Raw genomic sequence first — 26,526 nt, forward strand, 5'->3', positions numbered from 1 at the left:
CATGAGCAACAGGTTAGAGTTAATGCATTGGATCAAGCATCGGGTGTGGCACAACCACCGACGGCGTTAGGATGGCAACAGCCTTGCGGCTGTTGAACCTCGAACCTAGACTGAAGACAGGTGCCACGGCGGAGAAAGTAAGGTAGGCGCTGTCAGCGACAGCTGATAATCCACGGATACCAGCATGTAAACCGACGAAATTACCTGCTTCATCTGGTGCATTAACTCGCTTTAACAGCAAAAAAGATGGTTCTTTAGTGAGCAGAAATATGCTCAACCTGCTTGACGTGGGGAGTCATACCAACGCCCGGCTTTGGGGCGGACTTGTAGCCGCGTAGTGGCGAAAAGGCCGTCCCAGCCCCGGAGGGGCGACAACAGCCGATTGTTAGAGGACTGCGAGTGCACGGAGCTTTGCACCTAGTTTCAGCATCTCTTCATGTGTATAGCCAACTAGAGTTGGCATTTCCCAATCATAAAAATCTTTGTCAGAAGTAGCCTGGAAAACTAGATTGCTCAAAGCCGCCAACTCTTGGGTCGTGAATATGCCCGCGTATGCAGCTTTAACTGCTTCAGCCATTGGTGCTGTAATATCACTCACGATGCTGGTAGCAATGACGAGATCACCTCTCTCCTCGGCTTTACTCAACGCCTCAGCTAGCGCTTGCTTTAACTTAGTTTCGGAGTTCGGCATGAGTACCTCTAACAGCTTATTCAAAGGACAAGAACCCGCAAGTTGCGACCAAAACGTCCTTTGAGTTATTCAATCTTTCCAGTCTAAGCCTGCATCTAAATGTAAATCAAGGGATTTTTTCTGCCTTATTTTTTGTTACAGCAGCCTACAAGCATGAAACTCGCAAGTTGTTGCAATAAAACTCAGGAACGATTTCTTTTTAATTTTTGAGGACGGGCTTGCCAGCCTAGCGCTGCAACAAAAACAACCAAATCACCAGCAGCAAGGTAATAAACCAAAAGCCGGACAGCAGCTGCCAGAACAGCAGGCTGCTGGTGCGGGTGTTGCGTTTGACTTCCTCGCGCAGAAAGTCCGGGTTGGGCTGTTTTAAATCGCGCAGCAGGCTTTGCAAGGTGGTGTAACGCTGCTGCAGGTCAAAGGCCACGCCTTTTTCCAGCGCCCGGTCGAACCACAGCGGAATACGTGGGTTGTGCTCACGGGCCGGGATGTAGCGCAGGCGATCAAAATCACTGGCGGTGCGGCAATCTTCGATTTTACTGCCATAAGGCAACTGGCCGGTAAACAGCTCGTAGCAGATGGTGGCCAGTGAATAGACATCGCCCTGAATGCCGGAATTGTGCCCTTGCAGGTACAAAGGATCGGAATAACTGGCGGTGCCAAGCGCCGCTTCGTGCTCCAGCGGCACAAAAATTTCGGCCACCCCGGCAACAAACACCGAGCCAAAATCAACGATTTTGACCTGATCATCGGCCGTGACCAGGATATTGCCTGGTTTTAGATCCTGATGAATGGCCTCACAGTCGTGAAAGGCCTGCAGACCCTTGGCAATTTGCTCCACCAGCTTGATGGCCCGGCCAGGTTTGACCGGCTGCTGCTGCGCCATCCACTGCTCCAGGCTCTGACCCTGCACGTATTCCATCAGATAATACAAAAAACTGCGCGGCCGGCTTTGCCGGATCACTTTGACCACATAAAGGCTTTGAATGCGGCTGCCAATCCACTCCTCGCGGATAAAGCGGTCAATGTAATTGGGATCGTCGCTGTAATTGACCGACGGGCATTTTAAAATCAGGCTCTTTTCCGTGTCGGTATCGGTCACCAGATACAGATGGCTGCGTTCACTGGCATAGAGCTCGCGCTCGATGCGGTAGCCATCCACTTTCATCCCTGGCGCCAGCACCGGCGGAAACGGCAGCCGGGTTAAGCGCTCGTTGTAATCGTCGATGCTCTCGGCGGGCAGTGCATCCACCCGGGCCAGCACGATGGAAATATTGTCATCCGAGCCCTGACGAAGCGCCAGCTCAGTCAGTGCCTGCACTTTTTGTTCGGCACTGCTGTCGCTAAGCAGTTGCTCCAGCAATTGCTGCTCAGTCACAAAGTCGTGCAGGCCATCGCTGCTCAGCACAAACCAATCCCCTGGCTGCAGCTGCTGGCGGCCAGCATCCAGTTGCAACTGGTTGCTCATGCCAAGCGCCCGCGCCAGAAACTGCCGTTTGTCCTGCAATACCGTGCTGTGATCGGTGCTAAGCTGGCTGAGCTGGCTACCTCGGCAGTGCCAGATGCGGCTGTCACCAACATGGAAAAAATACGCGGTATGGGATTTCAGTACCAGAGCACTGAAGGTGCACAAATGGCCTTTCAGTTCATTGGCAAAGGCATGGCTGCGGCGGTACAAGCGTAAGTTAACGGTAGAGAGCACCTGTTCGGCGCTTTGGCGGACCGACCAGGTATCGGGAGTATTAAGGTAATCCTGCACAAAAGACGTGACGGCCGCCTGGCTGGCCTCGCGACCAGCTTCGGCACTGCTGACCCCATCGGCCAGTGCCAGCACCGCGCCTTTGTAGGTACGAAGGTAGGGATCGTCCGGCAGCTGCCAGCAGACCGCATCCTCGTTGCCGGTTTTGCCGCCAGCTTCCGAGCTGGCGGCGATGGTCAGTTGCAGCAGCGGTGCGCTCAATGCAATCCCCGTTATTTATGGCCAACGTCGATGGTGTGAACGGTACCATCCGGCAGCACTTCGGTGATATGGCCTTTCGGATTGTCCAGGAACACAATCGCCACCAGCCCTACCAGCGCCGAAGCCGCAATCACAAAGAAGAAAGTACTGTAGCTGACGAAACTCAGCACGGTCAAATAGACCACAGCGCCGACATTGCCGTAAGCGCCGGCCATACCGGCGATCTGGCCGGTCATGCTGCGTTTGATCAGCGGGATCATCGAGAACACAGCGCCCTCACCGGCCTGCACAAAGAAGGAACAGGCCATGGTCACCAGCACCGCCAGCGGGATCCACCAGTAGATGTCAATCAGCCCCATCAGGAAATACCCCACCGCCAGACCGGCGATCAGCACCAGCATGCTGCGACGACGGCCAAATTTATCCGAGAACCAGCCGCCCATCGGCCGCGATACCAGATTCATAAAGGCAAAGCCGGATGCCAATAAGCCCGCTGTGACCGGCGTTAAGCCTTCAAAGGTTTGCAGGAAGAACAGCGGCAACATCGACACCACCGCCAGCTCCGAGCCAAAGGTGGCAAAGTAGGCCACATTCAAAATCCCCACCTGCTTAAAGGAATACTTCTGCATTTCCGGCACCCCCTCGCGCAAATGCTCGGCATTGATGCGCCAGGTTTGCTGGGTCTGGAAGATAAAGAGCACCACCAGAACGCCGAGGAAAATATACATCCAGCTCTCATCAAACAGGTTTACACCGGCCGGTGACAAGCGCCAGGCCAGGATCCCGAGTGCCAGGTACATTGGAATGTTCATCGCAATCAACAACCAGAGATCGCCCCAACTGGTGACTTCCATCGCCCCGGTTTTCTTTGGCTTGAAGTAAATCGAGCCCTTGGGGGTATTGCGGGCGTACTTGTAAAACACCAGGCCGTAGAGGCCACACACCACGCCGACACTGGCAATGGCGTAGCGCCAGCCATCATCGCCACCATACATCAGCGCAATGGTGGGCAGTAACATGGCCGCCGCCGCCGAGCCAAAGTTGCCCCAGCCTCCGTAAATGCCTTCTGCTGTACCCACCTGATGTGCCGGAAACCACTCACTGACCAGGCGAATGCCAATCACAAAACCAGCGCCGACAAAACCCAATAAGAAGCGGAAAATCGCCAGACTGGTGTACGTATTGGCAAAAGCGAAACCGATACAGAGAAAAGCCGAAATCACCAACAGCATCGAGTAAATAATGCGTGGGCCATACTTATCAACCAACATCCCCACCACAATCCGCGCCGGTATGGTGATGGCTACGTTTAAAATCAGCAGAGCGCGAATTTGCGCATCGGTCAGGCTTAAGCTGGCCTGGATCGACGACAGCAACGGCGCATGGGCAAACCAGACCGCAAAGGTTAAAAAGAACGCAAACCAGGTCAGGTGCAAAGTTTTAATTTTCGGGTCGCTGAATCGCAGCAGATTCAGACTGCCAGTGTCAGACATAACTCACCTCGGGTGTGAAAGGACAATTCCTGGCGCCAGTTTCTGCGCCTTTGCCTGAGCATAACTTGATCTGCATCAACAGGAAAAACCATTGAAATTACAAGGAAAAGCTGGATTACCTCTTTGGTGATAACGGCACGCAAGCGCCAGCACCGATCACCACTGAACCCCCTACCCCCAACGGAGTAGTCGCAGGAAGCAGTGCATGAATAAAAGCTTCTTCGGGGTATTCCCTGGGAGCCGGGCAAGCCGGATAAAAGCTGGGTATCATGACAAAGATCACCCAACGCGGGAACCACAGCCAGATGAGCCTTATGCTATGAATGCGACCTTGCCCCACGCCTGGCGCGCCCTGACTATTGCGACCCTGGCTTTTGCTGCCAATTTCTCGGTCTGGACCCTGTATGCGGTACTGGCCATCGATTTTCAGGACAAGCTGGACTTAACCGGGACCGAGCTGGGTATTTTGCTGTCGGCTCCTATCTTATCCGGTGCTTTGCTGCGTTTCCCGCTGGGTATTCTGTCGGAGTACCAAAGCGCCCGCAGCCTGTGGCTGTGGCAAATGGCGCTGACGATACCGGCGCTGTTGCTGCTGCCGTTGATTGGCAGTTTTCAGGGCTTTTTCTGGCTTGGGCTCTGGATTGGCGTCAGTGGTGTTTCCTTCACCCTGGGCATTCGCTATGTCACCGACTGGTTTAGTCGCGAGCAGCAGGGCCTGGCGCTGGGCATTTTTGGTGCTGGCAATGCCGGTGCTGCTATTTCACTGATTCTACTGCCCTTGTTGGTGTACTGGCAGGGCTGGAGCTGGACCGGGCCGGCCTATGCCGCTGGCTTGCTGTTTATGCTGTTGCTGTTTGCTGGTTTTGCTCCCAGGTTGCCAGCCTATGTGCAAAGCTATCAGCCCCCCTGGCGTGAACAGCTCAAGCCGCTGCGTCACTCCCAGGTCTGGCGGTTTGGCTTGTATTATTATTTTGTGTTTGGCAGTTTTTTGGCGCTGATCCTCTGGCTGCCGCAGTACTACATGCAGGCCTACCAGCTCGATCTGCAGCAGGCGATGGCTTTTACACTGTTTTTTGTCACCACCTCCAGCATGGCCCGGGCACTGGGCGGCTGGTTTGCCGATCGCTACGGTGGCCGCGCCGTCAACTGGAGCGTGTTCTGGGTCTGCCTGGTGTGTCTGTTCTTCTTGAGCTATCCGCCCACCACCATGACCATTCATGGGCTGGAGCGCGATGTCGAGCTGACCATTGAAATCAATGTCTGGCTTTTTACCGCGCTGATTTTTGTCATCGGCGTGGCCCAGGGCTTTGGCCGCGCCAGTGTGCTGAAAATAACCCACGACCATTACCCGCAGCAGATGGGCTCGGTCGGTGGCATTATCGCCACCATCGGCGCTTTGGGTGGCTGCACCCTGCCGATTGCCTTTGGTGCCGCTCAGGATGCGCTTGGCATTGCCAGTGCCAGCTTTATGGTGCTGTACGCCGTATTGGCACTGTGCATGACCATGATGTTTTTTGCCATTCGCAGCGAACAAGTGCAAAAGCAACTGCAGGCAGCTCTTGCCAGTAACTTTTTTGAGGACAACGACGATGCAAATCACTGATGTACAGCAGGAAGAAGCGTTAAAACCCCTGCTGCGCCAGGCCTTTCGGCCATTGTTTTTATTCGGTGCCCTGTTTAGCTTGCTGGCCATGCTGCTGTGGGGGCTGGCTCTCAGCGGCCTGATTACCTTGCAGCCTTATGGCGACTTGCTGTTCTGGCACCAACACGAAATGCTGTTTGGTTTTGTCGCTGCCATTATTGTCGGCTTTTTGCTGACCGCCGTACAAAACTGGACCGGCCTGCGCGCTCCCCATGGCAGTCCCCTGCTCTGGCTTACCCTGGTATGGCTGGCCGCCAGGGCCCTGATGCTGTTTGGTGGTTCGCTGCCCGGCGCTGTGGTGGCAGCGGTTGATCTGGCTTTTTTACCTCTGGCGGCACTGCTGTTTGGCCGCATCCTGCTAAAAGCCGGCCAAAGCCGTAATCTGTTTTTTGTGCCGGTACTGCTGCTACTGACCGCCTGCAATGCGCTGATGCACGCCGGAGTGCTGCTGGACCAGCCGCTGTACAGCCAACACGGCATGCTGAATACCATCTGGTTGATTACCCTGGTGATGGCCATCGTCTCCGGTAGGGTGCTGCCGATGTTTACCGCCAATGGCACCCAAACACCGCGCATCGAAGCCAAGCCCTGGCTGGATAAGGCCGCGCTTGGTTCGCTTTGGCTGATCTTTGTACTGCACTTTTTTCTGCTGACCAGCTGGCTACCGACCAAGCTGATGGCGCTGCTCTATGCCACGGCTGCCTTACTCTGCTTGTGGCGACTGCTCCGGGTCAAAATCTGGCTGACCTTTCGGGTGGCCTTGCTCTGGTCGCTGCATATCGCCTGCTACTTTATTCCAGTTGGGCTGGCGCTGTTCGCTGCCAAAGCAGCAGGTTTGGCAGTCAGCCAAAGCACCGCCATTCATGCCCTGACGGCGGGTGCCATGGGCGTGATGATCCTGGCGATGATGGCGCGGGTCTCACTGGGCCATACCGGCCGTATGCTGCAACCCAAACCGGTAATGGCGGCGGCTTTTGTGCTGCTGATTGCTGCTGTCCTGCTGCGGGTACTGGCGCAGTGGCTACCGGGTTTTGCGCTGTATTGGTACCAGCTGGCCATTGGCGGCTGGGTGCTGGCGTTTGGCTGTTACTGCCTGCTGTACTGGCCGGTACTCACTACGCCAAGAGCCGATGGCCGGCCGGGGTAAGTACACCACGGATCCCTTACCTCTGATGGGGTAAGGGCTTCGCATCTTTGATGCACATCAAACTGTTGCTGCTGCAGCTGCCTACACTGAAGTTTCCGACTAAAAAAATGGGAACACTACGCATGGCAACAACAGAACTCGACTTAACACAAAAACCCCTGGTCTATGCCTGTTCCGGCTGCTCCAATGTCGCCCAGTTGGCCAATGATCTGGCCGTAGTACTGGATCGCCAGGGGCTGGCCCAGATGTCTTGCATTGCCGGGGTGGGCGGCCATGTCAAACAGCTATTGAAAGTAGCGCAATCCGGCCGGCCAATCCTGGCCATTGATGGTTGCCCACTCAATTGTGTGCGCCAAACCCTGGCGCAGCACGACATAGTACCGACCTATCATCTGGAGCTAACCAGTCTCGGCTACAAAAAACAGGATCATCAGGATTGCAGCATCAGCGACGCTTATCGCTTGCTGCATCAGGTGCAAACCGAAGTGCTGCCACAGCTGGCTGTTCATACTAAAGCCTGATCCGGACCAGCAGCTTAGCCCTAACTGGCACCAGCCCCCTGGCCACAGACCGCGCAGTGGGGATCTGCCGGTAGCTGAAACGACTGCCACTGTCCTTGCAGCGCATCAAACAATTGCAGCCGGCCATAGCCAGGTTCGCCCACGCCGGCCAGGATCTTAATCGCTTCCAGCGCCTGCATGCTGCCAATCACGCCCACCAAAGGCGATAACACGCCCGACTCCATGCAGCTGAGCTGCTGCTCGCCAAACAACTGGCTTAAGCACTGATAGCAGGCGTGCTTGCCATCCATCGGGAAACTGATCACCTGGCCTTCCAGCCGGATGGCCGCACCGGATACCAGCGGCGTGCCCGTAGCAAAGCAGGCTGCATTGATGGCATTGCGGGTGGCCAGGTTGTCGCTGCAATCAAGCACCAAATCGTAATCGGCCAGCATCGTCTGCAGCTCCTGTTGCTCGAATCGCCGGGTAAGAGCACTCAGCTGAGTATCCGGGTTCATACCGCTTAGATGACGCAGCGCCACCTCGGCTTTAGAGTGACCCAGGTCCGCTTCACGAAATAGGATCTGCCGCTGCAGATTGCTGCTATCAATCGTATCATCATCCACCAGCGTTAAAGCGCCGATGCCGCTGGCAACCAGATAAGGTGCCGCTGCGCAGCCAAGACCACCGACACCAATTTGCAAAACCCGCGAGGCCAGTAAGGCCTCCTGGCCGGCAAAATCCATCGCCGGCAGCATCAGATGGCGGCTGTAGCGCATGCTTTGTGCGGTGGTCAGTTCTTTAAGCGCTTCTCTACGTGCTTTGGTCATGGGGGTTCTCCATCGGATTGACCGATACCGACTCTGGACGCAGCCATAACCAGGTGGCTACAGCGGCTAAAAAGGGTGGCAGAATAATTTTTAACAGCACAGGGGCCGCCGAAAACCACATCAGCAGCACCGAGCCGCTCATCATCAGACTGGCCAGCCATTTGGCACGGCGTGATACAGCGCCGTGCTGACGCCAGGCTAAAATAGGTGGGCCATAACGCGGGTGCTGCAGCAGCCACAGCTCCAGCGCCGGCCAGCCTTTGCCCGCAGCCCAGGCCGACAGCAATAAAAAAGGCACGGTAGGCAGGCCCGGCAATGGGATCCCAAGCAGCCCCAGCAGCAAGGCTTTAATAGCCAGCAAGCGCCAAAGCAATACCTTTAACCAGTGCCAGGCTTTAACAGTACTCATGGGTGCCCCCGGCTCGCTTTCAGGCCCAGCTTTTGCGCCAGTTTGTGCAGGTTGCTGGCATCCACCCCTAAGCTACGGGCCGCATCGGCCCAGCACTGCTGATGTTGCTGCAAAGCCGCCTGGATCAGCTGGCGCTGGGTGCATTGTACGGCTTGTTTCATCGTTAAACCGTTCAAGACTGTTTGTTTCATCGTCAAACCGTTCAAGACTGTTTGTTTTAGTGTTAAACCGTTCAAGTCGGCTGTAGCTGCCGTTTCTGTTAGCGCGGTGGCAGCAGTTTGCTGAGCATCAGCCAGCCGCAGCCAGTCGGCCTGCAGCGTCACAATGTCTTGTCGGCTGGCGCCCTGGCTAAGCGCCTGAATGGCTGCCCGGCTCAGCACATGCTCCAGCTCGCGCACATTGCCCGGCCAGTGGTACTGCAGCAGTAATTGCTCCGCCTCGGGGGCAAAACGCAGGCTACGAAATCCCAGCCGCACCCGGTTTTGCTCCAGAAAATGACCAGCCAACAGCAAAATATCCAGCTCACGCTCACGCAGCGGCGGAATAGGCAGTGGATAAACCGACAGCCGGTGGTACAAGTCGGCCCGAAATTCGCCCTGCTGCACCCGCTCGGCCAGTTGACGGTTGGTGGCAGCGACGATGCGTACATTGACCTGGCAAGGCTTGTCGGTGCCAAGGCGCTGCACTTCGCCGTTTTGCAGCACCCGCAGCAGTTTGGCCTGAATGGATAGTGGCAACTCACCCACTTCATCCAAAAACAAGGTACCACCATCGGCGGCTTCAAAACGGCCGGCCCTGTCCTGGCCGGCACCGGAAAATGCCCCTTTGACATGACCAAACAGCTCACTTTCGGCCAGGGTTTCCGGCAAGGCCGCGCAGTTGATGTACACCAGCGGCTTTTTGCTGCGGGGAGATAACTGGTGCAAACGTCTGGCAAAGAGCTCTTTGCCGGTACCGGTTTCGCCGAGCAGCAGTACCGGCAGCTCGGAGTCGGCCACCACATCGAGCTGTCGCAACACCTGCTGCAGGGCTTTGCTCTGACCAATGATACCGCTATCCGCCTGGCTGGCGACAAGTCGGGGCTCGCTGTCGCTGCGGCTTTGCCGCAGCACCCGGTTGTCCCGCTCCAGCCGACAGACCCGGATAATGGCCTCGATTAAAAAACTGTAGTGCTGCAAGCGTGCTTCACTGGCCGCATCAAAGGTGCCGGCTTGTAGCGCATCCAGGGTAATGGCGCCCCAGCATTCGCCTTCCACAAACAAACTCATGCCCATGCAATCATGCACCGCCAAGGGCTGCTCCGGCTGAGCATCCAGCAAGCCATCGTAGGGATCGGCCAGGCTGGAGTCCGGTGCAAACCGAACCGGTTGCCGGCTGGCCATAATGGTCGCTAACCTTGGATGATGCGCCACCACAAAGTGCCGGCCCAGCGCTTCGCGAGCCAGCCCTTGCATCGCAACCGGCTTTAAATAATCCTGCTGCTTTTGGAGCAACACCACAGCGCCGCAGCCAAACTCAGCCATCAGATTGCTGACCAGCCGCTGCAGCCGGACCGGTGCCGGCAACTCGGTCACCAGATCGGCCAGTATGATGGTTGGTAATACCGTCATTTTCACCACCCAGGGTTAATTTCACCATTTGCTTTAGGGTGCAATATACCATGCAGCCCGAAAAAGCTATAGGAATCAAAGGTGGTAGTTGCTGGCATGGCCCTTGCTCTTAGCAGGGAGCAAATAGCAAGCTGACAACCCAATCGATAGCAGGAGTACCCATGCAATTACTAACCCAACCCCTTGGCAAACTGGCCACCCAAATCAGTGGTGCCACCCGGGTGTTTCATCAGTACAAACTGGATTTTTGCTGCGGCGGCCAGCAAAGCCTGGCTGAAGCCCTGCAAAAACGTGGTCTGGAAACAGGCCCGGTGCTGGCAGCTTTGGAGGCGCTGCAGCAAAAGCCACTGGCAAAAGACTGGCGACAGGCCCCGGCCCATGAGTTGATTGACTACATTTTACAGCGCTACCACGACAAACACCGCCAGCAGCTACCAGAGTTGATCCGGCTGGCGCGCCGGGTCGAGCAGGTGCATGGCGACAGCCCGGACTGTCCGACTGGCCTGGCCGATCATCTGAATGCGATGCTGCAGGAGCTGGAAAGCCATATGCAAAAAGAAGAGCAAATCCTGTTTCCGATGCTGCGTCAGGGCATCTACCCGGCAGGCCCCATTTATGTGATGCAACAAGAGCATTTACAGCACGGTGACGAGCTGGAAAAACTGGATCAGCTCACCGATGGCATTTGTTTGCCGCAAGGCGCCTGCAACACCTGGACCGCCCTGTATCTGGGGCTGCGCGAGTTAAAAGAGGATCTGATGGAGCACATTTTGCTGGAGAACGAGATCTTATTTATTCAGCCAGCCCATGGTGACGGCATCTGTTGTGGCAGTTGCCAATAATCAGCACTCAGGGAGCCTTCGGCTCCCTGAGTTAGCGTTAAACCGCAAATAGGCTCTGATGCAATTGTTTCACCACCGGACTGGCATCGGCATCCTGCACCAAAAAGCACAGATTGTGCTTGGAGGCACCGTGGCAAACCATCCGCATATTCACCCCTTCCAGCGCCTGGAACAACTCACCGGTAATGCCGCGGCTGCTGTGCAAATGATTGCCAATCACGGCCACCAGACTCAAGCCATGCTCCACTTGAACATCCCCCAACTGGCGCAGCTCCTCAATGGCGGTTTCCGTTAAGCTGTCAAAGGCACTGCCTGGGGCTTCATCCAAAGTAAGGGCCACACTGATTTCTGAAGTGGTGACCAAATCCACCGAAATATGATGACGGCTTAGCACATCAAACACCCGGGTTAAAAAGCCTGCGGCATGCAACATGGCCGGGCTTTTCACCGTGATCAGCGTTTGTGATTTACGCAGAGCAATGGCGCGGTAAGCCGGACGCTCAGTAACCTCACGGGCAATCCAGGTACCACCGGCTTGCGGTTCACGGCTGGAGCCAACAAAAACCCGGATATTCTGCCGCACAGCGGGCAACAAGGTAGCCGGGTGCAGCACTTTGGCACCAAAGGTCGCCATTTCCGCAGCTTCATCGAAGCTGATTTCGCGGATGCAACGCGCTTGCTCGGTTAATCGGGGATCAGTGGTAAAAATCCCGACCACATCAGTCCAGATTTGCACCACAGTCGCATCCAGGGCTTCGCCCAGCAAAGCGGCGCTGTAATCGGAGCCGCCCCGTCCCAGCGTTGTGGTTTGCCCCTGAGCATCGGCACCAATAAAACCCTGCATCACCAATCGCTCACTGGCAAGCAGCGGTTGCAGCTGCTGCTGGCACAAAGCACGGATGGCCTCAACCTGGGGCTCCGCTTTACCAAAGTGACTGTCGGTCCGCATCACCAGCCGGCTGTCGAAACAGGCCACAGCCGCATCACGCTCGGCCAATACCTGAGTAAACAGCACCGAACTTAACCGCTCGCCAAAGGACAGCAACTCGTCTTTTTGCTGCACACTAAAAACCGGGCCGGCTTGTTCAATCAGCTGGCGCAGCTCGGATAACAGCAAATCAATTTGTGCTGCCACTGCTTCCGGGTGCTGCAGCGCCTGCAACACCGCCATGGTAATGCGCTCGATATCGGTGTAGGCCGTAAAACGGGCATGCAATTCGGTTTGTTGGGCAATGGCGACGAGTTGATTGGTAACACCCGCACTGGCACTGACCACCACCACCCGAATACGGGGATCGGCCAGCACAATATCGGCACAACGGGACATGGCCGGGAAGTCGGCGACACTGGTGCCACCAAATTTAGCAACGATGAGTTCAGACATGGATCTCTCCTTATGCAGCAACAATAAGCAGAGCACGGCATTTGATAACAACGGAAACAGGCAGGCAGCAAAAACAAGCGCGCTGTTTAGCAGTACACAAAGGCCAGAAGCTCTCCACCAGGGTTCAGGTGACAGTCCCAGGGATTCAGCCCTGGCAACCGAAGCCATACGTTCTGTTCCGTACGCTCCTCGGCGATGTTCCCCTCCCCTGTGCTGCGATGAACAGACATCTGACACAGGCTACCTGAACAACGCGCCTCTTCTGGTCTATCGAATTCGATGGACGGCGCTACTCTACCCAGATCATCTCTAAAAATCAATAGCTATCTGGCCGTCTGAGCAGGAGCCATGATAATCCTCATCGGCTTTATTCATACCCCATTCAACCACGTCACTATACAGTGAGCAGTCGCATAGGCCATAATAGCCATGACACACACAAAGCAAGTGCAGCTTTGGGTTTTCTTTTTTGTGTAGGAACTACTTTTTTGTGATCCCTTTGATTCGACAAGTCGCCCTTGCCATCTTACTGCTCATGCTGCTGCCGGTCTCAGCCTTCGCAGACCAAACCCGCCTGCAAATTCAGGGAATATCCGGAGCGGTCAAAGACAATGTGGAGCTCTACCTGGCAAACTATGCCAATGGCGATGTTTCAACGTCGCTGCGCTTTCAAGCCCGGCTGGAGCAAGAGGCAAGAACCGCATTAAGGGCGCTTGGTTACTATCACCCCAGCATTGATTTTACCGTGCAGCGGCAGGCGCGCGGCAGTATTTTGGTGATGACCATTGCACAAGGCCCGGTTACCAGTTACCAAAAGGTGGACGTGCAAATCATAGGGGAAGCCGCGGATGACCCGGACTTTATCCGTCTTAAACAACGGTTAGCACCTAATAGCGGTGATGCCGTTCATCATGGCCAATACGAGCAACTGAAAACAAACCTGGCCAACCTAAGTCTGCGTAAAGGCTATTTTGACGCCGATTTTACCCGAACTCAACTGGCTGTATCTGAAGCACTCAAGCAAGCCCAATTGCAACTACACTTTGACAGTGGCCCACGCTACCGCTTTGGTGATGTTCGCTTTAGTGGTTCGCAGATACAGGAGCAACGCCTCTATTCGCTTATCCCGTTCCAAAGCGGCGATCCCTACCTTGCCAGCCAGCTTGGCGAATTTAACCAGGCCATTGCCAATACCAACTGGTTTGGCTCCATTTTGATTGAGCCTGATAGCGAATCGCTTGAGCGCGGGGAAGGCATTGTGCCTTTGCATGTGCAATTGGAGCCCAGAACCCGTAACAATGTAGAGCTGGGGGTGGGTTACGCGGACGTACAGGGAGCGCGCTTAAAAGCCAACTGGGACAGGCCCTGGCTCAATGACCGGGGTCATAGCCTGAATAATCGACTGGCGGTATCAAGGGTTGAACAGAGCCTGGAGTCGTCTTACCGCCTCCCACTGCGCAACGTGGCGCAGGACTTTTATCAGTTTCAAACCGGTATTAAGAATTTTGACAACAGAGATGGCAAGGGACAGGATTATACGCTGGCCGCTGAGCGACACTGGCTGCTAAGCAATCAATGGTACCGCACCCTGTCCATTCGCTGGCTCTATTCTGAGTTTACCCAGGCAGAGCAAGAAGACCGCAGTAATCTCTGGATGCCTGGTATCAGCTTTACCCGCAGCCGCAGCCAAGGCGGCATGATGCCAACCCGAGGTGACAGGCTGTTGTTTTCAGTAGAAACGTCCGACAGAGCCTGGGGCTCGGACAGCCGCTTTATTCGTTTACGCAGCAGAGCCAATTACATCAACAGCTTTGGCACAGATCACCGCATAGTAACCCGGCTGGATGCCGGTGCCATCTTGCTGGAAGAGGCCACGGCCCTGCCCCCCAGCCTGCGCTTTTTTGCGGGTGGCGACGGCAGTATCCGTGGCTATGGCTATGAGCGCGTAGCGCCGCTGGATGATGAAGACCGCTTGCTGGGTGGCCGTTATATGGTCACCGGCAGCGCCGAATACCAGTACCGGGTAAGCGGGAACTGGTGGCTGGCGACCTTTGCAGACTATGGCAGCTCCTGGAGCCGAGATCCTGACTGGAAACGAGGTATTGGTTTTGGGGTGCGCTGGGCCTCCCCTGTCGGCCCGGTGCGGCTGGATTTTGCCTGGGGCCTGGATCATGATTCAGATAAATCACGGCAGTTCCAACTGCACTTTTCTTTGGGCCCTGAGCTATGAAATGGTTACTCCGCTTAAATAAAGGCTTCTGGTACAGCATCTTGCTGTTTGTACTGTTAACTGCTGTATTGGCTTTTAGCCAGCCGGGACTACGTTTTAATATTTGGCTGATTGAATATCTTGTGCCTGAACTGCGTATTGCAAGTGTGCAGGGTAACCTGTTGAATGGCTTCACCCTGCATCAACTGCAGTTTGAACAAGAGCAGTTTTCTATCGAGATTGAGCAGCTAAGCCTGGACAATCATATCCCGTGCCTGTTCAGCCTTAGCCTCTGTGTCAACCAGTTACAGTTAGACGGTGTTCGTATTGAGCTGGCCACCAGTGAAGCCGAGCCAGGCAACGAAACGCTGGATTTAAACTTTCCGGCTATTTGGAACCCATTACCGGTAGGCATTCGGGACTTACAGCTCCATGCTGTCGAGCTGCACATGCCAGAGCTTCATCTGCGGCTGGAGCATTTTCAAAGCGGTTTTGACTTTTGGGGCAACCGCCTGGTTATCCAGCCCACACAACTGCATGGCCTGGCTATTGTCAGTGAGACGCAGGAAGATCCTGAAGCAGACCAGGCGTTTCACTGGGCTGGCTTACAGCTTCCGACTGTCCAGTTTCCTCTGCAACTGGATATGGTTGAGTTTCAGCTGCATCAACTGTCCTTGAACCAGGAGCTGCTGTTGCAACACCTTCAGTTTGGCTTACTGGTTGACAGGCGCCAGCTGCAACTGATTGATCTTACTCTGCAGCATGACGCATTGGAACTCAATGCTCAACTGACCGTACAACCACAACATCAGTATCCGCTGGATGCCAGCCTACGTCTGTATCACCACGATATAGTGCAAAGTGCGACACAAGCAACCCTTGCCATAACCGGGGACCTAAGCTCTTTGCAGATACAAGCTGCTGTCGATGGGGCCCTGACCGCCGTTGCCAGTGCTGAACTCAACCTTATGCAAGAACATATGCCATTATCTTTGCAGCTGCGCAGCGAACATTTGCAATGGCCGCTGAATGCAGCTGCGCAGTATCAACTCAGTAACAGCCGATTGGATGCAGATGGTAACCTGCAACAACTAACAACTCAGCTCACAACCATGCTGACCGGCCAGGACATACCGGATGCCAGCCTGGCACTGACTGCCGAGCTCGACAAAGAGCAACTGCGCATTGAACGCTTAACGCTTGGCACCCTCGGTGGCAAAATCCATGGCAGTGGTGAGCTAAATTTTGCATCCTTACTCAATTGGCAAAGTCAGTGGCAATTTGAACAGTTGGACCCGGGACAGCATTGGCCAGACTACCAGGGGCTGTTGTTTGGCAGCAGCCGTATTGAAGGTCAGCTCACAGCAGAGCAAGGCTGGCAATTGCGCATCCCGGATATGCAGCTGTCGGGTTGGTTGCGGCAATTCCCCCTGCGACTGGATGGTCAGTTGCAACTGCAAGATCTTGATGGCTCTGGTGCTATCGAACTAAGCGCTTTGCCACTTCGTATTCATCATGGTCAAAACCGGCTGGAACTTCAGGGCCGCTTAACTGAGCAATGGCAAATGACTGCCCAGTTGATGATCGATGATTTAGCTGACTCCTTACCTGATGCCGAGGGACAAATTCACAGTCACATCCTGTTATCCGGCCCACGCATGGCTCCGGTAGCAGAGCTTGAGCTGACAGCAACCGATATCCGCTGGCAAAATGAGTTTCAGCTGGGGTTAGCTCAGCTTAGTGGCAGTATCGATGCCGGTGAACCCATCCAGTCCAGCTTGCAGCTTGAGCTGGCACAAGCATCCTTTGATCAGTTCTCACTGGATAGTGCCAGCTTGCAACTTGAGGGTAATGAACTCGATCACCACTTGCAGCTGACACTGGCTGGCAAGCCCCTGAGCGCCCAGATGCACTTAAGCGGACGCTTTGATCGTGAGCAGCTAAGCTGGTCAGGATTTTGGCAATCTGCCCGTCTGGATACTGAGCTTGGTTCATGGCAGTTACAGCATGCCATGGCATTGCAACTGCAACCGATGGAGCAACAACTGTTGATTGGTGCCCACTGCTGGCTTCGGCAAGATGCCAGCCTTTGCTTGCAAGAAGACAGTGAGCTGTCGGCAGAGCGGGCTGATATCAGTTTAGCACTCCATGCATTTGAGCTCAGTTGGCTGGAGCCCTGGCTGCCACTTTATGCAGAACTAAGTGGCCAGCTTCAGGCAGAAAGCCATATTAACTGGCGTGCCGACAGCCCCCTGCAAGCGGAAGTACAAGTCTCCAGTGCGCAGGGTATCGCCGGTTATCACTTGGATCATCCCATTCAATTACCCTGGAGCAACCTTCAGTTGCAAGCTCGCCTGCAGCAAGATTTACTCGAGTTGGACTGGCAGCTAGCAGTGACAGAGCAAGGTGCCATGCACGGCCAATTGCAATTAACAGAACTATCTGGCAATGATCGCCAACTAATGGCGGAATTGCATATAGATCAATTCAGCTTTGAGTTTTTACAACCCTTACTGGATGAGTACAGCCAATTAACCGCTATGCTCAACAGCCATATCCAAATACAAGGGCCTTTGCTGCAACCTGAAGTTACCGGCCATCTGACCATTGGAGACTTGTCTGTACGGGGCCAGCTTTCACCTATTGACGTAGAGCGCGGTGAGGTCGCTATTCAGTTTAAAAACGACAGTGCTGTGCTGCAAGGCTTTATCCAGACGCCTCAGGGACAGCTTCGAATGCAAGGCGATAGCCAGTGGGCCGATCTTGCAGCCTGGCAAGCGACATTAAAGGTGCAAGGCGATCCCTTGTCGGTGCAGATGCCTCTTGGCCGTATGCGACTGCAGCCAGATTTGCAATTAACCGCCACCCCGGAGCGTGCTTTACTGACTGGTGCTATTGATATCCCATGGGCGCGTCTGGTGATTGACAGCTTGCCTGATGCTGCTGTCAGCGTATCCCGCGATGAAGTCATGGTCAATGAACACTTTGAGCCCCTGACAGACAGCAGTGATAGCCGCCCCTTTCCAATTCACAGTGATATCCGTATCCGCTTTGGAGATGAAGTACGCTTCGCCGCTTTCGGTTTACGTAGCCATATTCGGGGCAATCTGCAGGTACGACAGGAAAGCAATCAGCCGCGGCTCTATGGTGAGCTCAATCTGGTTGATGGTACTTTTCGCTCGTATGGGCAGGATCTGCAGATCCGGCGTGGCCAGATCTTGTTTAATGGGCCAGCCGACCAGCCCTTTCTAAACCTGGAAGCCATTCGTAACCCAGACAACATTGAAGACGATGTCATTGCCGGCATCCGAGTAAATGGACCGGCAGATGAACCAAACTTGCAGATCTTTTCCGAGCCAGCGATGGCGCAGGCCAATGCCACCTCGTATCTGCTGCTTGGCCGAAACCTGGATAGCGAATCCGGCAGTGGTGCCAACCCGGTCACCACCAGCCTGATAGGGCTTGGCCTTGCCTCCAGCTCTAAATTAGTTGGCAGTATAGGTGAAGCATTCGGCGTGCAGGATCTGGCATTGGATACCGCAGGCAGCGGTGATCAATCGCAAGTCACGGTTAGTGGTTATCTCACCCGCAATCTGCAGGTTAAATATGGCGTGGGCATTTTTGAACCTTTCGGTGAATTTACCCTGCGTTACCGACTGATGCGCAATCTGTACCTGGAAAGTGTTACCGGACTGGAGCAGTCGGTCGATTTGCTGTATCGCTTTGAGTTTAACTAAACTTAGACTGCCCGCAGCAACAGGTGTATGTACTTGCCCAGTGAGGCATAAGGCTCCTGCCGGTTGTACGCAAGCTCAAGCTCCAGCAGCTGCTGATAGTGGCTTTGCTGCATGGCAGGCTGGCGCAAATAGTCATGAAAACAGCGGACCCCGGTTTTGCTGAGTAACTGAAACCCTGCAGCTTCGCACCAGGCCAGCACATCCGCCGGCACCAGCGGGTGCTGTGGGCTAAGCGACACTGTTTTCCGCTGTTTAAGCCCTGCCACCACATAATCAAAGTTGCCATAAATCAGGTTGCCAAAACGTTTGGCATCCAGATTGTAAAACATTAACGACAAAATACCGCCCGGAGCAACCAACTGCTTTAAACAGCTGATAGCCTGCTGGGGCTCTGCCAACCACTCCAGCATGGCATGGCACAACACAACCGCATAGGTTTGACTGTGCTCAGACAACTGCTGCAAGCTGCTTTGTTGGCATTGGATCTGGGCAGCCACCCCCAGCTCTTGCGCATTTTTTTCGGCCACAGCCAGCATCTCACCGGAAATATCGGTTAGCAACAACTGATGACCATGGCTGGCCAGTGTCAATGCCAACTGGCCTTGCCCGGCACCAACATCCAGCAGTTGCTGTGGTTGCTGCATCTCAGGCAGCTCCAACAAATCCCGCAACAACACCTGCTGACGCAACTGCCCTTTACTGGTCTGATAAATGTTGCGTTGGAATTTATCCGCAATGCTGTCAAAATTACGATCGCTATTTTTTTTCATGGACGGCCTGATGGATCCTTTGCTGAAAACCTTGTTAATGCCCTTACCTTTACTGATGCTTTGGTTGGTGTGCGCTGCCATCCTTTGTATACGCAAGAAAAAAGCCGGTCTCTGGCTTCTTTTACCAGCCATTCTTAGTCTTTGGCTTGGCAGCAGCAGTGCCATCACTGAGCGTCTGGCCGCTCAACTGGAAATGCGCTATCCTGCCTATCAATCAACGTCGGCCATCGATAATATCATTGTACTTGGATGCTACCACAGTGATTTCAGTGCATTGCCACTGAGCAGCCAGCTTGCCGATTGCTCACTGGGCCGATTAACAGAGGCATTGGTCCTCTGGCATCAACAGCCACAGGCACGTTTAATACTCAGTGGTCAGTTGCCTGCCCATCGCAAAAGCCATACGCAGATTTCGGCAGAGTTAGCAGTTGCTTTGGGTGTGGATGCCCGAAAAATTCTGCGCTTAACAGAGCCAACCAATACCCAGCAAGAAGCAGCCGCCATTGCACCTTACATCGTCGATCAACAGAATGTGCTGGTTACATCCGCCATGCATATGCCCCGTTCAATGCGTTGGTTTGACTACTATGGTGCTGAAGTGACAGCCGCACCAACCCATTACCAAGTGCGACGCGCAGCAGGAGAACACGGCATCACTGGTTATCTGCCGTCCCCTCATGGTATCCGCACCCTGACATTAGCTCAGTATGAATACCTGGGCCTTTGGCAACAAAGCTTTAAGCTGTGGTGGGATCCGGAAGATCCTTAAGCCGGATTCGGTATATCAATAAACTCGACGGCCACCTTGGTTTCATTAGCCAGCCACTGCCCCAACGCTTTCACACCATAGCGCTCGGTTGCATGATGGCCCGCAGCAATAAAGTGAATACCTTGCTCGCGTGAACTATGAATGGTTTGCTCCGAGACTTCACCACTGATAAAAAGCTCAGCTCCGTCAGCAGCCGCTGCATCAATGTAGCCCTGCCCCCCGCCACTGCACCATGCAACTTGCTGAACCAGGTGCGGGCCGGCACTATGACTCAGTACAGTTCGTCCCAACGCATCTTGCAACGCTGCAACAATCTCACTCAAGGGCCTTGCTGTCGGGTAACGCCCCTGCATAACGATGCCTTCAGGCTGAACACTGTGCAGAGCCTGCGCTTTCTCTATGCCAAGCAACGCTGCCAGTTGTGCGTTGTTGCCAAGCTCCGGGTGCACATCCAGCGGCAAATGATAAGCAAAGAGATTAATATCATGCTGTAACAAAGATTGCAGGCGTCTTTTTTTCATCCCGGTAATGCAGGCAGCTTCCCCTTTCCAGAAATAGCCATGATGTACCAGAATAGCATCTGCGCCAGCGGCTATCGCAGCATCAATCAAGGCTTGAGAAGCCGTTACACCGGTTACAATTTTACCAATCTCGGCTTTCCCTTCTACTTGCAACCCATTTGGGCAGTAATCTTGTACCAGCTGCGGGGCCAACTTGCTGCTTAGTAATGACAGCAGCTGCTGACGATGAATGGTCACCATAACGTCCTCCTTTAATCCAACCTATTCTAACAGCCCCGACCGAGCCGACAAAGGAGCAAATTTGTCAGAAAGCAGTGAATGTTGTATAACTAATCAGCACCCTATTCTATAAACAACAGGAAGAGTCAATGAGTAAACTGGATAAAGACCAAGTCATCGCTGAGTTCACTGCTGCTTATCAGGCTGCTTTTGGTAAAGCGCCACAGTTGGAGCAAAAGCCAGGCTGGTTCAGTGTCGATGGCGGTAAAAATATTCGCCTGGCAGAGCTGGCAGAGCTGGCACAGAGTTATGGCACAGCCAAACCAGCTAAAGCGGTAGCTAAGCCGGCGGCTAAAACTGCAGCGAAGAAAAAAGCAGCAGCTAGCCAGACAACCAGTGCCCGACCTTTAGCGCAGCAAGCTGCCGCCAAGATTTGGGCGGATAAAATAGGCATGGATCAACGTATGCCACGCGGAGCTCGCTAAGCCGAAGTCTCACAGGCCGCTTCATATAAAAAAAGCTTGCCGGCATAACCGGCAAGCTTTTTTATTTGCTCAGATATTAATACTGGTAACTAAACGTCAAACCTGAAAAAGCCGTATAGCCCCGAATGCCAACATGCCAGGTACCTGCCTGTGGATTATTGAAGGTACAAACTTCTTCATTGCCGTTTCTGTACGGCCGGCAATCCCATACTTGTTCAGTGGGTGCATTGCCATAGCGAATGTATAAGTCGGCATCACCAGTGCCACCGGTAATGCTGAACGTAAGCTGGCTAACACCGGCAGGAATGTTGTAACTGCCACGCAGCCACTGACCGGCAGAACCAGACAAGTTGTGGAAGGTTTGACCACCCCCAGGATTACCGCCATTGCCACTACCATCACACCCATTGTTGGTGATCCAGTCGTGCGCCACTTTGGCCCGGACAATACCCCAACCATAGGAGTTATTACGGCCTGTGCTACCCCGCCGCTCTGCGGTCTGGTTTAATACATTACGGATTTGCGTATTGGTGCATTGTGGATGATTACTCCACACCAAGGCAGCGACACCGGCCACATGCGGTGAAGCCATCGAAGTACCACTGATGCTGCGATAACCACCATTGTTCCAGGTAGAGTTGACATTCACACCAGGCCCGGAAATTTCAACCTGAGAATTACGCTGCGAGAAGCTGGCCAGGTTTTTGCTCGAGTCGACAGCCGCAACTGAAACTACCGCATCATAAGAGGCCGGATACGAGAAACTGGTATTGCCGGCATTGCCAGCAGCTGCAACCAGCAACATACCGCTATTGTTAAAGCTGTTCATCGCATTGCGCTCCGTGGTACTGGAGCTGCCGCCACCCAAGCTCATATTCACCACTTTGGAGCCGGCATTCTGACACGATTGAATGGCCTGAATCAGATTGGATGCATTGGTCCAGTTGCCGGAGTTATTAAATATTTTTACATTGTGTAATCCTACCAGACCAGATGGCAGCACCCCAACCACACCAATGTTGTTATTCAGAGCGACAATGGTGCCTGCAACATGAGTACCGTGACCATTGCCATCGGTTGACCAGGCTCCATGACCAGAAAAGGTTGAACCTGTAACCCCTGCAGAGGGTAAGTCCGGGTGTCCAAGCTGATAGCCTGTGTCGATCACACACACATTCATATTGGTAGCATTGGCATCGCTGACCTGATTGGCCTGCACCATGTTGATACCATAGGGTGTCGTTTGCGCCATCGGTTGGACCACATCAGCAAGGTAACGCTTCGGATCCAACTCGATATACTCTACCGCTGGGTGTTTTGATAACTCACGCAGTTGCTGAGGGCTTAAGGTGGCAACACTGGCCTGCACAAAATCCAAATGCATAATGGCCTCAGCCTGAACCTGAGAAAGCAGCGACTCGGCTGCCTGGACAGAGAAAGCATCAGCTGCAGGTAAACGCTCAAAATCAGCTGCGGGCTGAATACCAGCATGGTGCATCAACTCTAACGCTTTAAACTTGATAATGTAGCGCTGAGCTTTTTCAGTATCAGGCCGCAAAGTCGGTACACCACCTGGCAAGGATATTTCGCCATCATAGCTTGGTAAACCAAACAGGTTGTCTGCGGATACAGCAAAAGGAAGGGTCGAAAGAGTAAAAGTGCTAGCGATTGCCAATGCTAACTTGGTTGTTTTTGTCGTTTTCATTGTAGTTCCTGGATTGATTATGGTTCACCTCCTTGTCACTGTGTGTCCCTCGCTGCAGAACATACCTTGAAGCAAGGTCAAAAAAAACACCAATCCAACTACAAATTTATGATAAAAAAGCTATATTGTCCCTATTCCTGTTTGATTTTGTTACCAGATGTCATTCCCGTTGGGTGGCGGGCAGTTCAAACCAAAATTGACTGCCACTATCAAGCTTAGAGAAAAAGCCAATACGGCCTCCATGGCCTTCGATGATGTTTTTGCAAATCACTAAACCCAAGCCGGTACCTTGCACCAGCTTACTGTCCGACGCATCGGCCTGAGAGAATTTTTCGAACACCCTTTTTTGGAAGGACTCAGCAATACCTTTGCCCTGATCGATTACCCATACTCTGACAAGATGCTCCTTTCGTTCTACGCGCACCTGCACACAACTCTCGGCAGGGGAAAATTTAATCGCATTTGACAACAGATTATCCATGACTTGCCGTAACCTTAACTCATCGGCATGAATTTCATAATCACCCTCGTATGGCTCTAACCGGATAGCAACCTGATAACGGCTGCCATACTCAGCAATGCCTTGAATCGCCTGCTCAATCAATAATGAAAGAGAAAGCTTTTGTTTGTTCAGGCTCAGTTTTCCAGCTTCAAATTTTTGAACATCCAACAAATCATTGATCAGTGCGGACAGCCGCTCACTGTTTTGCAGCGCTGTTTTCACCAGCTCCTGATAGCCGTCTTGCTCCGGTGAAATGACCTGACTATCAATCAATGCCAAAGCCCCACGAATCGACGTTAATGGGGTACGTAACTCATGGCTTACCGTAGAAATAAACTCGTCTTTCAACTGGTTTAGCTCTGCCAATCTTGCATTGGACCGTGATAACTGCTGCATGCTTTTCTCCAGTTGCCGGCTGCGCAGTGATAAGGCTGTTGAACTTTGCTCCAGTGCTTTCGTACGTTCCGTCACTTTGCTTTCGAGCAACTGTTGGGCTTGCGCTTTTTCATCAACAGATTGCCGCAGCAAACGGTTCATCTCACGAATATGTTGCAACCGGTACCAGTGCAATCCGAAGCCAAGCAACAATACCAAAGCAATCAGTAACAACTGATACCAGGTTTTTTGCCACCAGCGCGGCAAGACTTCAATCAGCATCGCATCCACTACCGGCGACATCAGGCCATGGCTATTGATCGCCATCAGTTGAAACTGATACCGGCCGGGTGCCAGATTGGCATAAAATGCGCTGGACCGCTCAGCAGCATAGACCCACTGTTCATCAAAGCCTTGCAGGCGGTAGCGGTAACGATTCCGCCCAACATCATGAAAGTCCATGGCCGAAAACTGCAATTCCAAACTGTTTTGCCCGGGATAAAGCTGAATAGCCGGCTGTTCTTCGGCAAAATGCAAAGGCACCACCTCGCCATGGTTGAGCCGGTATGCTGTTACGATGGGCGTTGGTATATGCTGGTTGACCCAAATCTGCCCTGGCTCTACTTTGCTGATCCCCGTCAAGGTTCCCAGATACAAGGTGCCATCGGGTGCAGCAGAAATAGCACCGGCATTGATTTCAGTAGCGGTGAGGCCATCTTTTCGGGTAAACGTAACGATTTGTTCAAGCTCTGGGGTGATCAGGCTTAAACCTTGAGCACTGAGCAACCAGGTACGATCATCAAGATGCAAGGTTCCATGCATGTGATCGCTGGCCAGACCATCACTGGCATACAGCACCTTGTGTGTATCTGAGGGTTGATGCCACAACAGTGTGCCTCTGTTGGTACAAATAATGAGTCGATGCTGGTTATCTTGCCCCAAACACTGAATGGTATTCGAGGGTAACCAGCTATTGTTGCTGACTGATACATGCTGCATCACGCCTTCAGTTGCATCCAGCAAATACAGGCCGCCGTAGCGGGTGCCTGCCCAAACCCTTCCATCCGGCATAGCTTGCAGTACCTGTACGACTTCATTGGCCCGCTGCTGTTGGAAATCTTGCATAAAATGCCGGCTCTTACCGCTCGAGCTCTGATAATACAACACCCCTTGCCCCCAAAGACCAAACCAGAAACTGCCATCAGGTAATAACAGCATGTCTCGAATAATGGGTTTGGCGGCAAAACTGGCAAAAGGTGTCAGGTAGGGCTCAAGCACATCTTGCTCTGGTTGATAGCGAAACAAGCCGGCATCCGTCGCTATGTAGGTTATCCCGTCATGGGATGTAAGAATGCGGTTCACCCGGGCCGAAGTTTCGAAGCTGCGTATCGCACCGGAGGCATGCTCGAGCCGGTACAACCGCTCCGAAGTGCCAAACCAGAGAGCATCAGGATGGCTCGCATCAATACTGCTGACCGAAAGCTCATAACGCCGCTGCCACTCACGCAGGCTGTTAAGCGCAATATCACTGAAAGCACTACGGGCGAAACGGGTATGGTACAGGCCGCCATCCCGGGTTCCCATCCACAGCACACCACTTTGATCAAGCAACACCGAGTGAATATTTAAGCTCGGCAGCAAAGCACTTTGCTCCCGAAACAGTTGGTAGCTTTTACTGGTTAGATCGAATTGAAACAACCCTTCGTAACTGCCCAGTAGCAGAGTGTCATCGGATATGGCATACATCGTATTGAGGATTGGCGGGAAATCATACTCCCCCTCACCTGGCACAGCAAAGACTTCCCGCTGCCAGCTATCCGTGTCGAACACCAGTAAACCTGTGCGGGAGCCAACCCATAGTTGACTTTTGTTGTAATAAAGTGCTCTGGTTTCATTTTGTCTGCCAGCGCTGGTAGCTTCAGGAAAAAGCAGCCGGCCAGCATCCAGGCCATCAGTGGGGCTCCAACGGTGCACCCCTTGGCTGGTCCCAATCCAAATCTCGCCATTCTGACCGGCCGCCATACTCCAGACCCGCTGATGCAATAGCGGTACAGCACTGTCGCTGGCACCCACTTGCTCAATCTGATCAGCTTGATCAATCCGAAACAAACCACTGGTGGTCCCAACCCAAATAGCCCCATCCTCAGCCTGCAGTATAGATTGCACCTGAAAACCATCGCTTAAAAATCGGGTTAATGACGAACCATCGGCCGCCAGACGGCTTACCCCCTGCCCCCAGGTACCGGCCCATAGATTTTGCTGATTATCCAGCAGCAAAACCCCAACATCGGTAAAGTCCTCATCTGCCGCATGCTGCATATCAAGCACAGGTACCTGAATAAACTGATACCCATCGTAGCGCAGTAAGCCCGAGTCGGTCGTACCCAGCCAGATAAACCCTTGCTTGTCTTGCAAGATGGCAAAAATAGTGGTGTTGGGTAAACCATCATCTATGCCTATACGATAAATATTGGCTTCAACCACTTGCGGCATCAGGCTGAACAACAGAGCGATCAGAGCAACCAGGGGTTTGAACAAGGGCTGGAATCCATTCGGGTTGGCATATCCCTCACTTTAAATGGAAGCGCCAGTGCCGTCAAAATTTTCCTAGTCCATGGTTGTGCTTTGCTCTTTTAACCCAGAACGGCATTTTGCAACTGAAAGCTTTCGCTTATGCTTGCCTTTCCGTAGAATCAGCCCCATATGCTTAAGAACGAAAACCATGGAGT

19 protein-coding genes and 1 riboswitch are annotated in these 26,526 nt (G+C 53.5%); of the genes, 8 read left to right on the plus strand and 11 right to left on the minus strand.

Translation table 11 applies throughout. The annotated features are described in order from the left end of the window. Positions 1-385 precede the first annotated feature (385 nt). The 3 genes from QWF21_RS17215 to QWF21_RS17225 all read right to left on the minus strand — a co-directional run bounded on the left by QWF21_RS17215 (position 386) and on the right by QWF21_RS17225 (position 4,141). Complete coding sequence (locus tag QWF21_RS17215) at positions 386-691, minus strand: hypothetical protein (RefSeq protein ID WP_330089292.1); 306 nt, start codon at positions 689-691, stop codon at positions 386-388. A gap of 226 nt (positions 692-917) precedes the next feature. Further along, positions 918-2,648 carry a protein kinase domain-containing protein gene (locus QWF21_RS17220; protein WP_330089293.1) on the minus strand — a complete coding sequence of 577 codons (1,731 nt, stop codon included), beginning with the start codon at positions 2,646-2,648 and terminating at the stop codon, positions 918-920. Between the two features lie 11 nt (positions 2,649-2,659). Then, positions 2,660-4,141, minus strand: a complete 1,482-nt coding sequence (locus QWF21_RS17225; RefSeq protein ID WP_330089294.1) for a NarK family nitrate/nitrite MFS transporter — start codon at positions 4,139-4,141, stop codon at positions 2,660-2,662. A gap of 319 nt (positions 4,142-4,460) precedes the next feature. Here QWF21_RS17225 and QWF21_RS17230 point away from each other — a divergent pair, with 319 nt between their 5' ends. The 3 genes from QWF21_RS17230 to QWF21_RS17240 all read left to right on the plus strand — a co-directional run bounded on the left by QWF21_RS17230 (position 4,461) and on the right by QWF21_RS17240 (position 7,451). Next, positions 4,461-5,744, plus strand: coding sequence for an MFS transporter (locus QWF21_RS17230; protein ID WP_330089324.1), 1,284 nt, complete (start codon positions 4,461-4,463; stop codon positions 5,742-5,744). Further along, complete coding sequence (locus QWF21_RS17235; protein WP_330089295.1) at positions 5,731-6,930, plus strand: NnrS family protein; 1,200 nt, start codon at positions 5,731-5,733, stop codon at positions 6,928-6,930. Before QWF21_RS17230 ends, QWF21_RS17235 begins: the two co-directional genes overlap by 14 nt. A 122-nt stretch (positions 6,931-7,052) precedes the next feature. Continuing rightward, entirely contained in the window at positions 7,053-7,451 is a 399-nt protein-coding gene (locus QWF21_RS17240; protein ID WP_330089296.1) for a putative zinc-binding protein, read from the plus strand. Between the two features lie 20 nt (positions 7,452-7,471). On the opposite strand, the gene QWF21_RS17245 is transcribed toward QWF21_RS17240, so the two are convergent. The 3 genes from QWF21_RS17245 to norR are packed head-to-tail and all read right to left on the minus strand — an operon-like array spanning position 7,472 to position 10,279. Next, complete coding sequence (locus tag QWF21_RS17245) at positions 7,472-8,260, minus strand: HesA/MoeB/ThiF family protein (protein WP_330089297.1); 789 nt, start codon at positions 8,258-8,260, stop codon at positions 7,472-7,474. Next, positions 8,244-8,669: a YbaN family protein gene (locus QWF21_RS17250; RefSeq protein ID WP_330089298.1), complete on the minus strand. Its 426-nt coding sequence runs from the start codon at positions 8,667-8,669 to the stop codon at positions 8,244-8,246. The genes QWF21_RS17245 and QWF21_RS17250 overlap by 17 nt, the downstream gene beginning before the upstream one ends. Next, a complete protein-coding gene (gene norR, locus QWF21_RS17255; protein ID WP_330089299.1) occupies positions 8,666-10,279 on the minus strand; it encodes a nitric oxide reductase transcriptional regulator NorR in 1,614 nt (537 codons plus the stop codon). The genes QWF21_RS17250 and norR overlap by 4 nt, the downstream gene beginning before the upstream one ends. A gap of 161 nt (positions 10,280-10,440) precedes the next feature. On the opposite strand from norR, the gene ytfE reads away from it, so the two are divergent. Continuing rightward, positions 10,441-11,121, plus strand: a complete 681-nt coding sequence (gene ytfE, locus QWF21_RS17260; protein WP_330089300.1) for an iron-sulfur cluster repair protein YtfE — start codon at positions 10,441-10,443, stop codon at positions 11,119-11,121. Between the two features lie 37 nt (positions 11,122-11,158). On the opposite strand, the gene lysC is transcribed toward ytfE, so the two are convergent. Beyond that, positions 11,159-12,505, minus strand: coding sequence for a lysine-sensitive aspartokinase 3 (lysC, locus tag QWF21_RS17265; protein ID WP_330089301.1), 1,347 nt, complete (start codon positions 12,503-12,505; stop codon positions 11,159-11,161). Positions 12,506-12,604: 99 nt separating this feature from the next. Continuing rightward, a riboswitch (Lysine riboswitch) is annotated at positions 12,605-12,775 on the minus strand. Positions 12,776-12,995: 220 nt separating this feature from the next. Here lysC and tamA point away from each other — a divergent pair. Then, positions 12,996-14,735 (plus strand): autotransporter assembly complex protein TamA, encoded by a 1,740-nt coding sequence (tamA, locus tag QWF21_RS17270; RefSeq protein WP_330089302.1) that lies wholly within the window; start codon positions 12,996-12,998, stop codon positions 14,733-14,735. After that, on the plus strand, positions 14,732-18,451 hold the full coding sequence (gene tamB, locus QWF21_RS17275; RefSeq protein ID WP_330089303.1) for an autotransporter assembly complex protein TamB: 3,720 nt from the start codon (positions 14,732-14,734) through the stop codon (positions 18,449-18,451). Before tamA ends, tamB begins: the two co-directional genes overlap by 4 nt. A 2-nt stretch (positions 18,452-18,453) precedes the next feature. Here the strand turns inward: tamB and QWF21_RS17280 are convergent, their stop codons facing one another. Next, positions 18,454-19,221, minus strand: coding sequence for a methyltransferase domain-containing protein (locus tag QWF21_RS17280; RefSeq protein WP_330089304.1), 768 nt, complete (start codon positions 19,219-19,221; stop codon positions 18,454-18,456). 10 nt (positions 19,222-19,231) lie between these two features. Here QWF21_RS17280 and QWF21_RS17285 point away from each other — a divergent pair, with 10 nt between their 5' ends. Further along, positions 19,232-19,990 (plus strand): YdcF family protein, encoded by a 759-nt coding sequence (locus QWF21_RS17285; protein WP_330089305.1) that lies wholly within the window; start codon positions 19,232-19,234, stop codon positions 19,988-19,990. On the opposite strand, the gene QWF21_RS17290 is transcribed toward QWF21_RS17285, so the two are convergent. After that, entirely contained in the window at positions 19,987-20,751 is a 765-nt protein-coding gene (locus QWF21_RS17290; RefSeq protein ID WP_330089306.1) for a Nif3-like dinuclear metal center hexameric protein, read from the minus strand. The two genes, QWF21_RS17285 and QWF21_RS17290, sit on opposite strands and share 4 nt — an antisense overlap. Positions 20,752-20,879: 128 nt before the next feature. Between QWF21_RS17290 and QWF21_RS17295 the strand changes: the two genes are divergently transcribed. Continuing rightward, entirely contained in the window at positions 20,880-21,215 is a 336-nt protein-coding gene (locus QWF21_RS17295; protein ID WP_330089307.1) for a hypothetical protein, read from the plus strand. A gap of 76 nt (positions 21,216-21,291) precedes the next feature. Here QWF21_RS17295 and QWF21_RS17300 read toward each other — a convergent pair whose 3' ends face one another. Both QWF21_RS17300 and QWF21_RS17305 read right to left on the minus strand, forming a co-directional pair. Further along, a complete protein-coding gene (locus QWF21_RS17300; protein WP_330089308.1) occupies positions 21,292-22,920 on the minus strand; it encodes a S8 family serine peptidase in 1,629 nt (542 codons plus the stop codon). A 160-nt stretch (positions 22,921-23,080) separates the two neighbouring features. Continuing rightward, positions 23,081-26,335 (minus strand): two-component regulator propeller domain-containing protein, encoded by a 3,255-nt coding sequence (locus tag QWF21_RS17305; protein WP_330089309.1) that lies wholly within the window; start codon positions 26,333-26,335, stop codon positions 23,081-23,083. Between the last annotated feature and the right edge of the window lie 191 nt (positions 26,336-26,526).

The organism is Alkalimonas mucilaginosa (genome assembly GCF_036327005.1).
Taxonomy (GTDB): Bacteria; Pseudomonadota; Gammaproteobacteria; order Enterobacterales; family Alteromonadaceae; genus Alkalimonas; species Alkalimonas mucilaginosa.

Coding starts and splice junctions, on each gene's coding strand:
- QWF21_RS17295 (WP_330089307.1), top strand. CDS start 20,880: ATGAGTAAACTGGATAAAGACCAAGTCATCGCTGAGTTCACTGCTGCT.
- QWF21_RS17285 (WP_330089305.1), top strand. CDS start 19,232: ATGGATCCTTTGCTGAAAACCTTGTTAATGCCCTTACCTTTACTGATG.
- QWF21_RS17225 (WP_330089294.1), bottom strand. CDS start 4,141: ATGTCTGACACTGGCAGTCTGAATCTGCTGCGATTCAGCGACCCGAAA.
- QWF21_RS17215 (WP_330089292.1), bottom strand. CDS start 691: ATGCCGAACTCCGAAACTAAGTTAAAGCAAGCGCTAGCTGAGGCGTTG.
- QWF21_RS17300 (WP_330089308.1), bottom strand. CDS start 22,920: ATGAAAACGACAAAAACAACCAAGTTAGCATTGGCAATCGCTAGCACT.
- lysC (WP_330089301.1), bottom strand. CDS start 12,505: ATGTCTGAACTCATCGTTGCTAAATTTGGTGGCACCAGTGTCGCCGAC.
- QWF21_RS17250 (WP_330089298.1), bottom strand. CDS start 8,669: ATGAGTACTGTTAAAGCCTGGCACTGGTTAAAGGTATTGCTTTGGCGC.
- QWF21_RS17240 (WP_330089296.1), top strand. CDS start 7,053: ATGGCAACAACAGAACTCGACTTAACACAAAAACCCCTGGTCTATGCC.
- QWF21_RS17230 (WP_330089324.1), top strand. CDS start 4,461: ATGAATGCGACCTTGCCCCACGCCTGGCGCGCCCTGACTATTGCGACC.
- ytfE (WP_330089300.1), top strand. CDS start 10,441: ATGCAATTACTAACCCAACCCCTTGGCAAACTGGCCACCCAAATCAGT.
- QWF21_RS17245 (WP_330089297.1), bottom strand. CDS start 8,260: ATGACCAAAGCACGTAGAGAAGCGCTTAAAGAACTGACCACCGCACAA.
- QWF21_RS17235 (WP_330089295.1), top strand. CDS start 5,731: ATGCAAATCACTGATGTACAGCAGGAAGAAGCGTTAAAACCCCTGCTG.
- tamB (WP_330089303.1), top strand. CDS start 14,732: ATGAAATGGTTACTCCGCTTAAATAAAGGCTTCTGGTACAGCATCTTG.
- QWF21_RS17290 (WP_330089306.1), bottom strand. CDS start 20,751: ATGGTGACCATTCATCGTCAGCAGCTGCTGTCATTACTAAGCAGCAAG.
- QWF21_RS17280 (WP_330089304.1), bottom strand. CDS start 19,221: ATGAAAAAAAATAGCGATCGTAATTTTGACAGCATTGCGGATAAATTC.
- norR (WP_330089299.1), bottom strand. CDS start 10,279: ATGACGGTATTACCAACCATCATACTGGCCGATCTGGTGACCGAGTTG.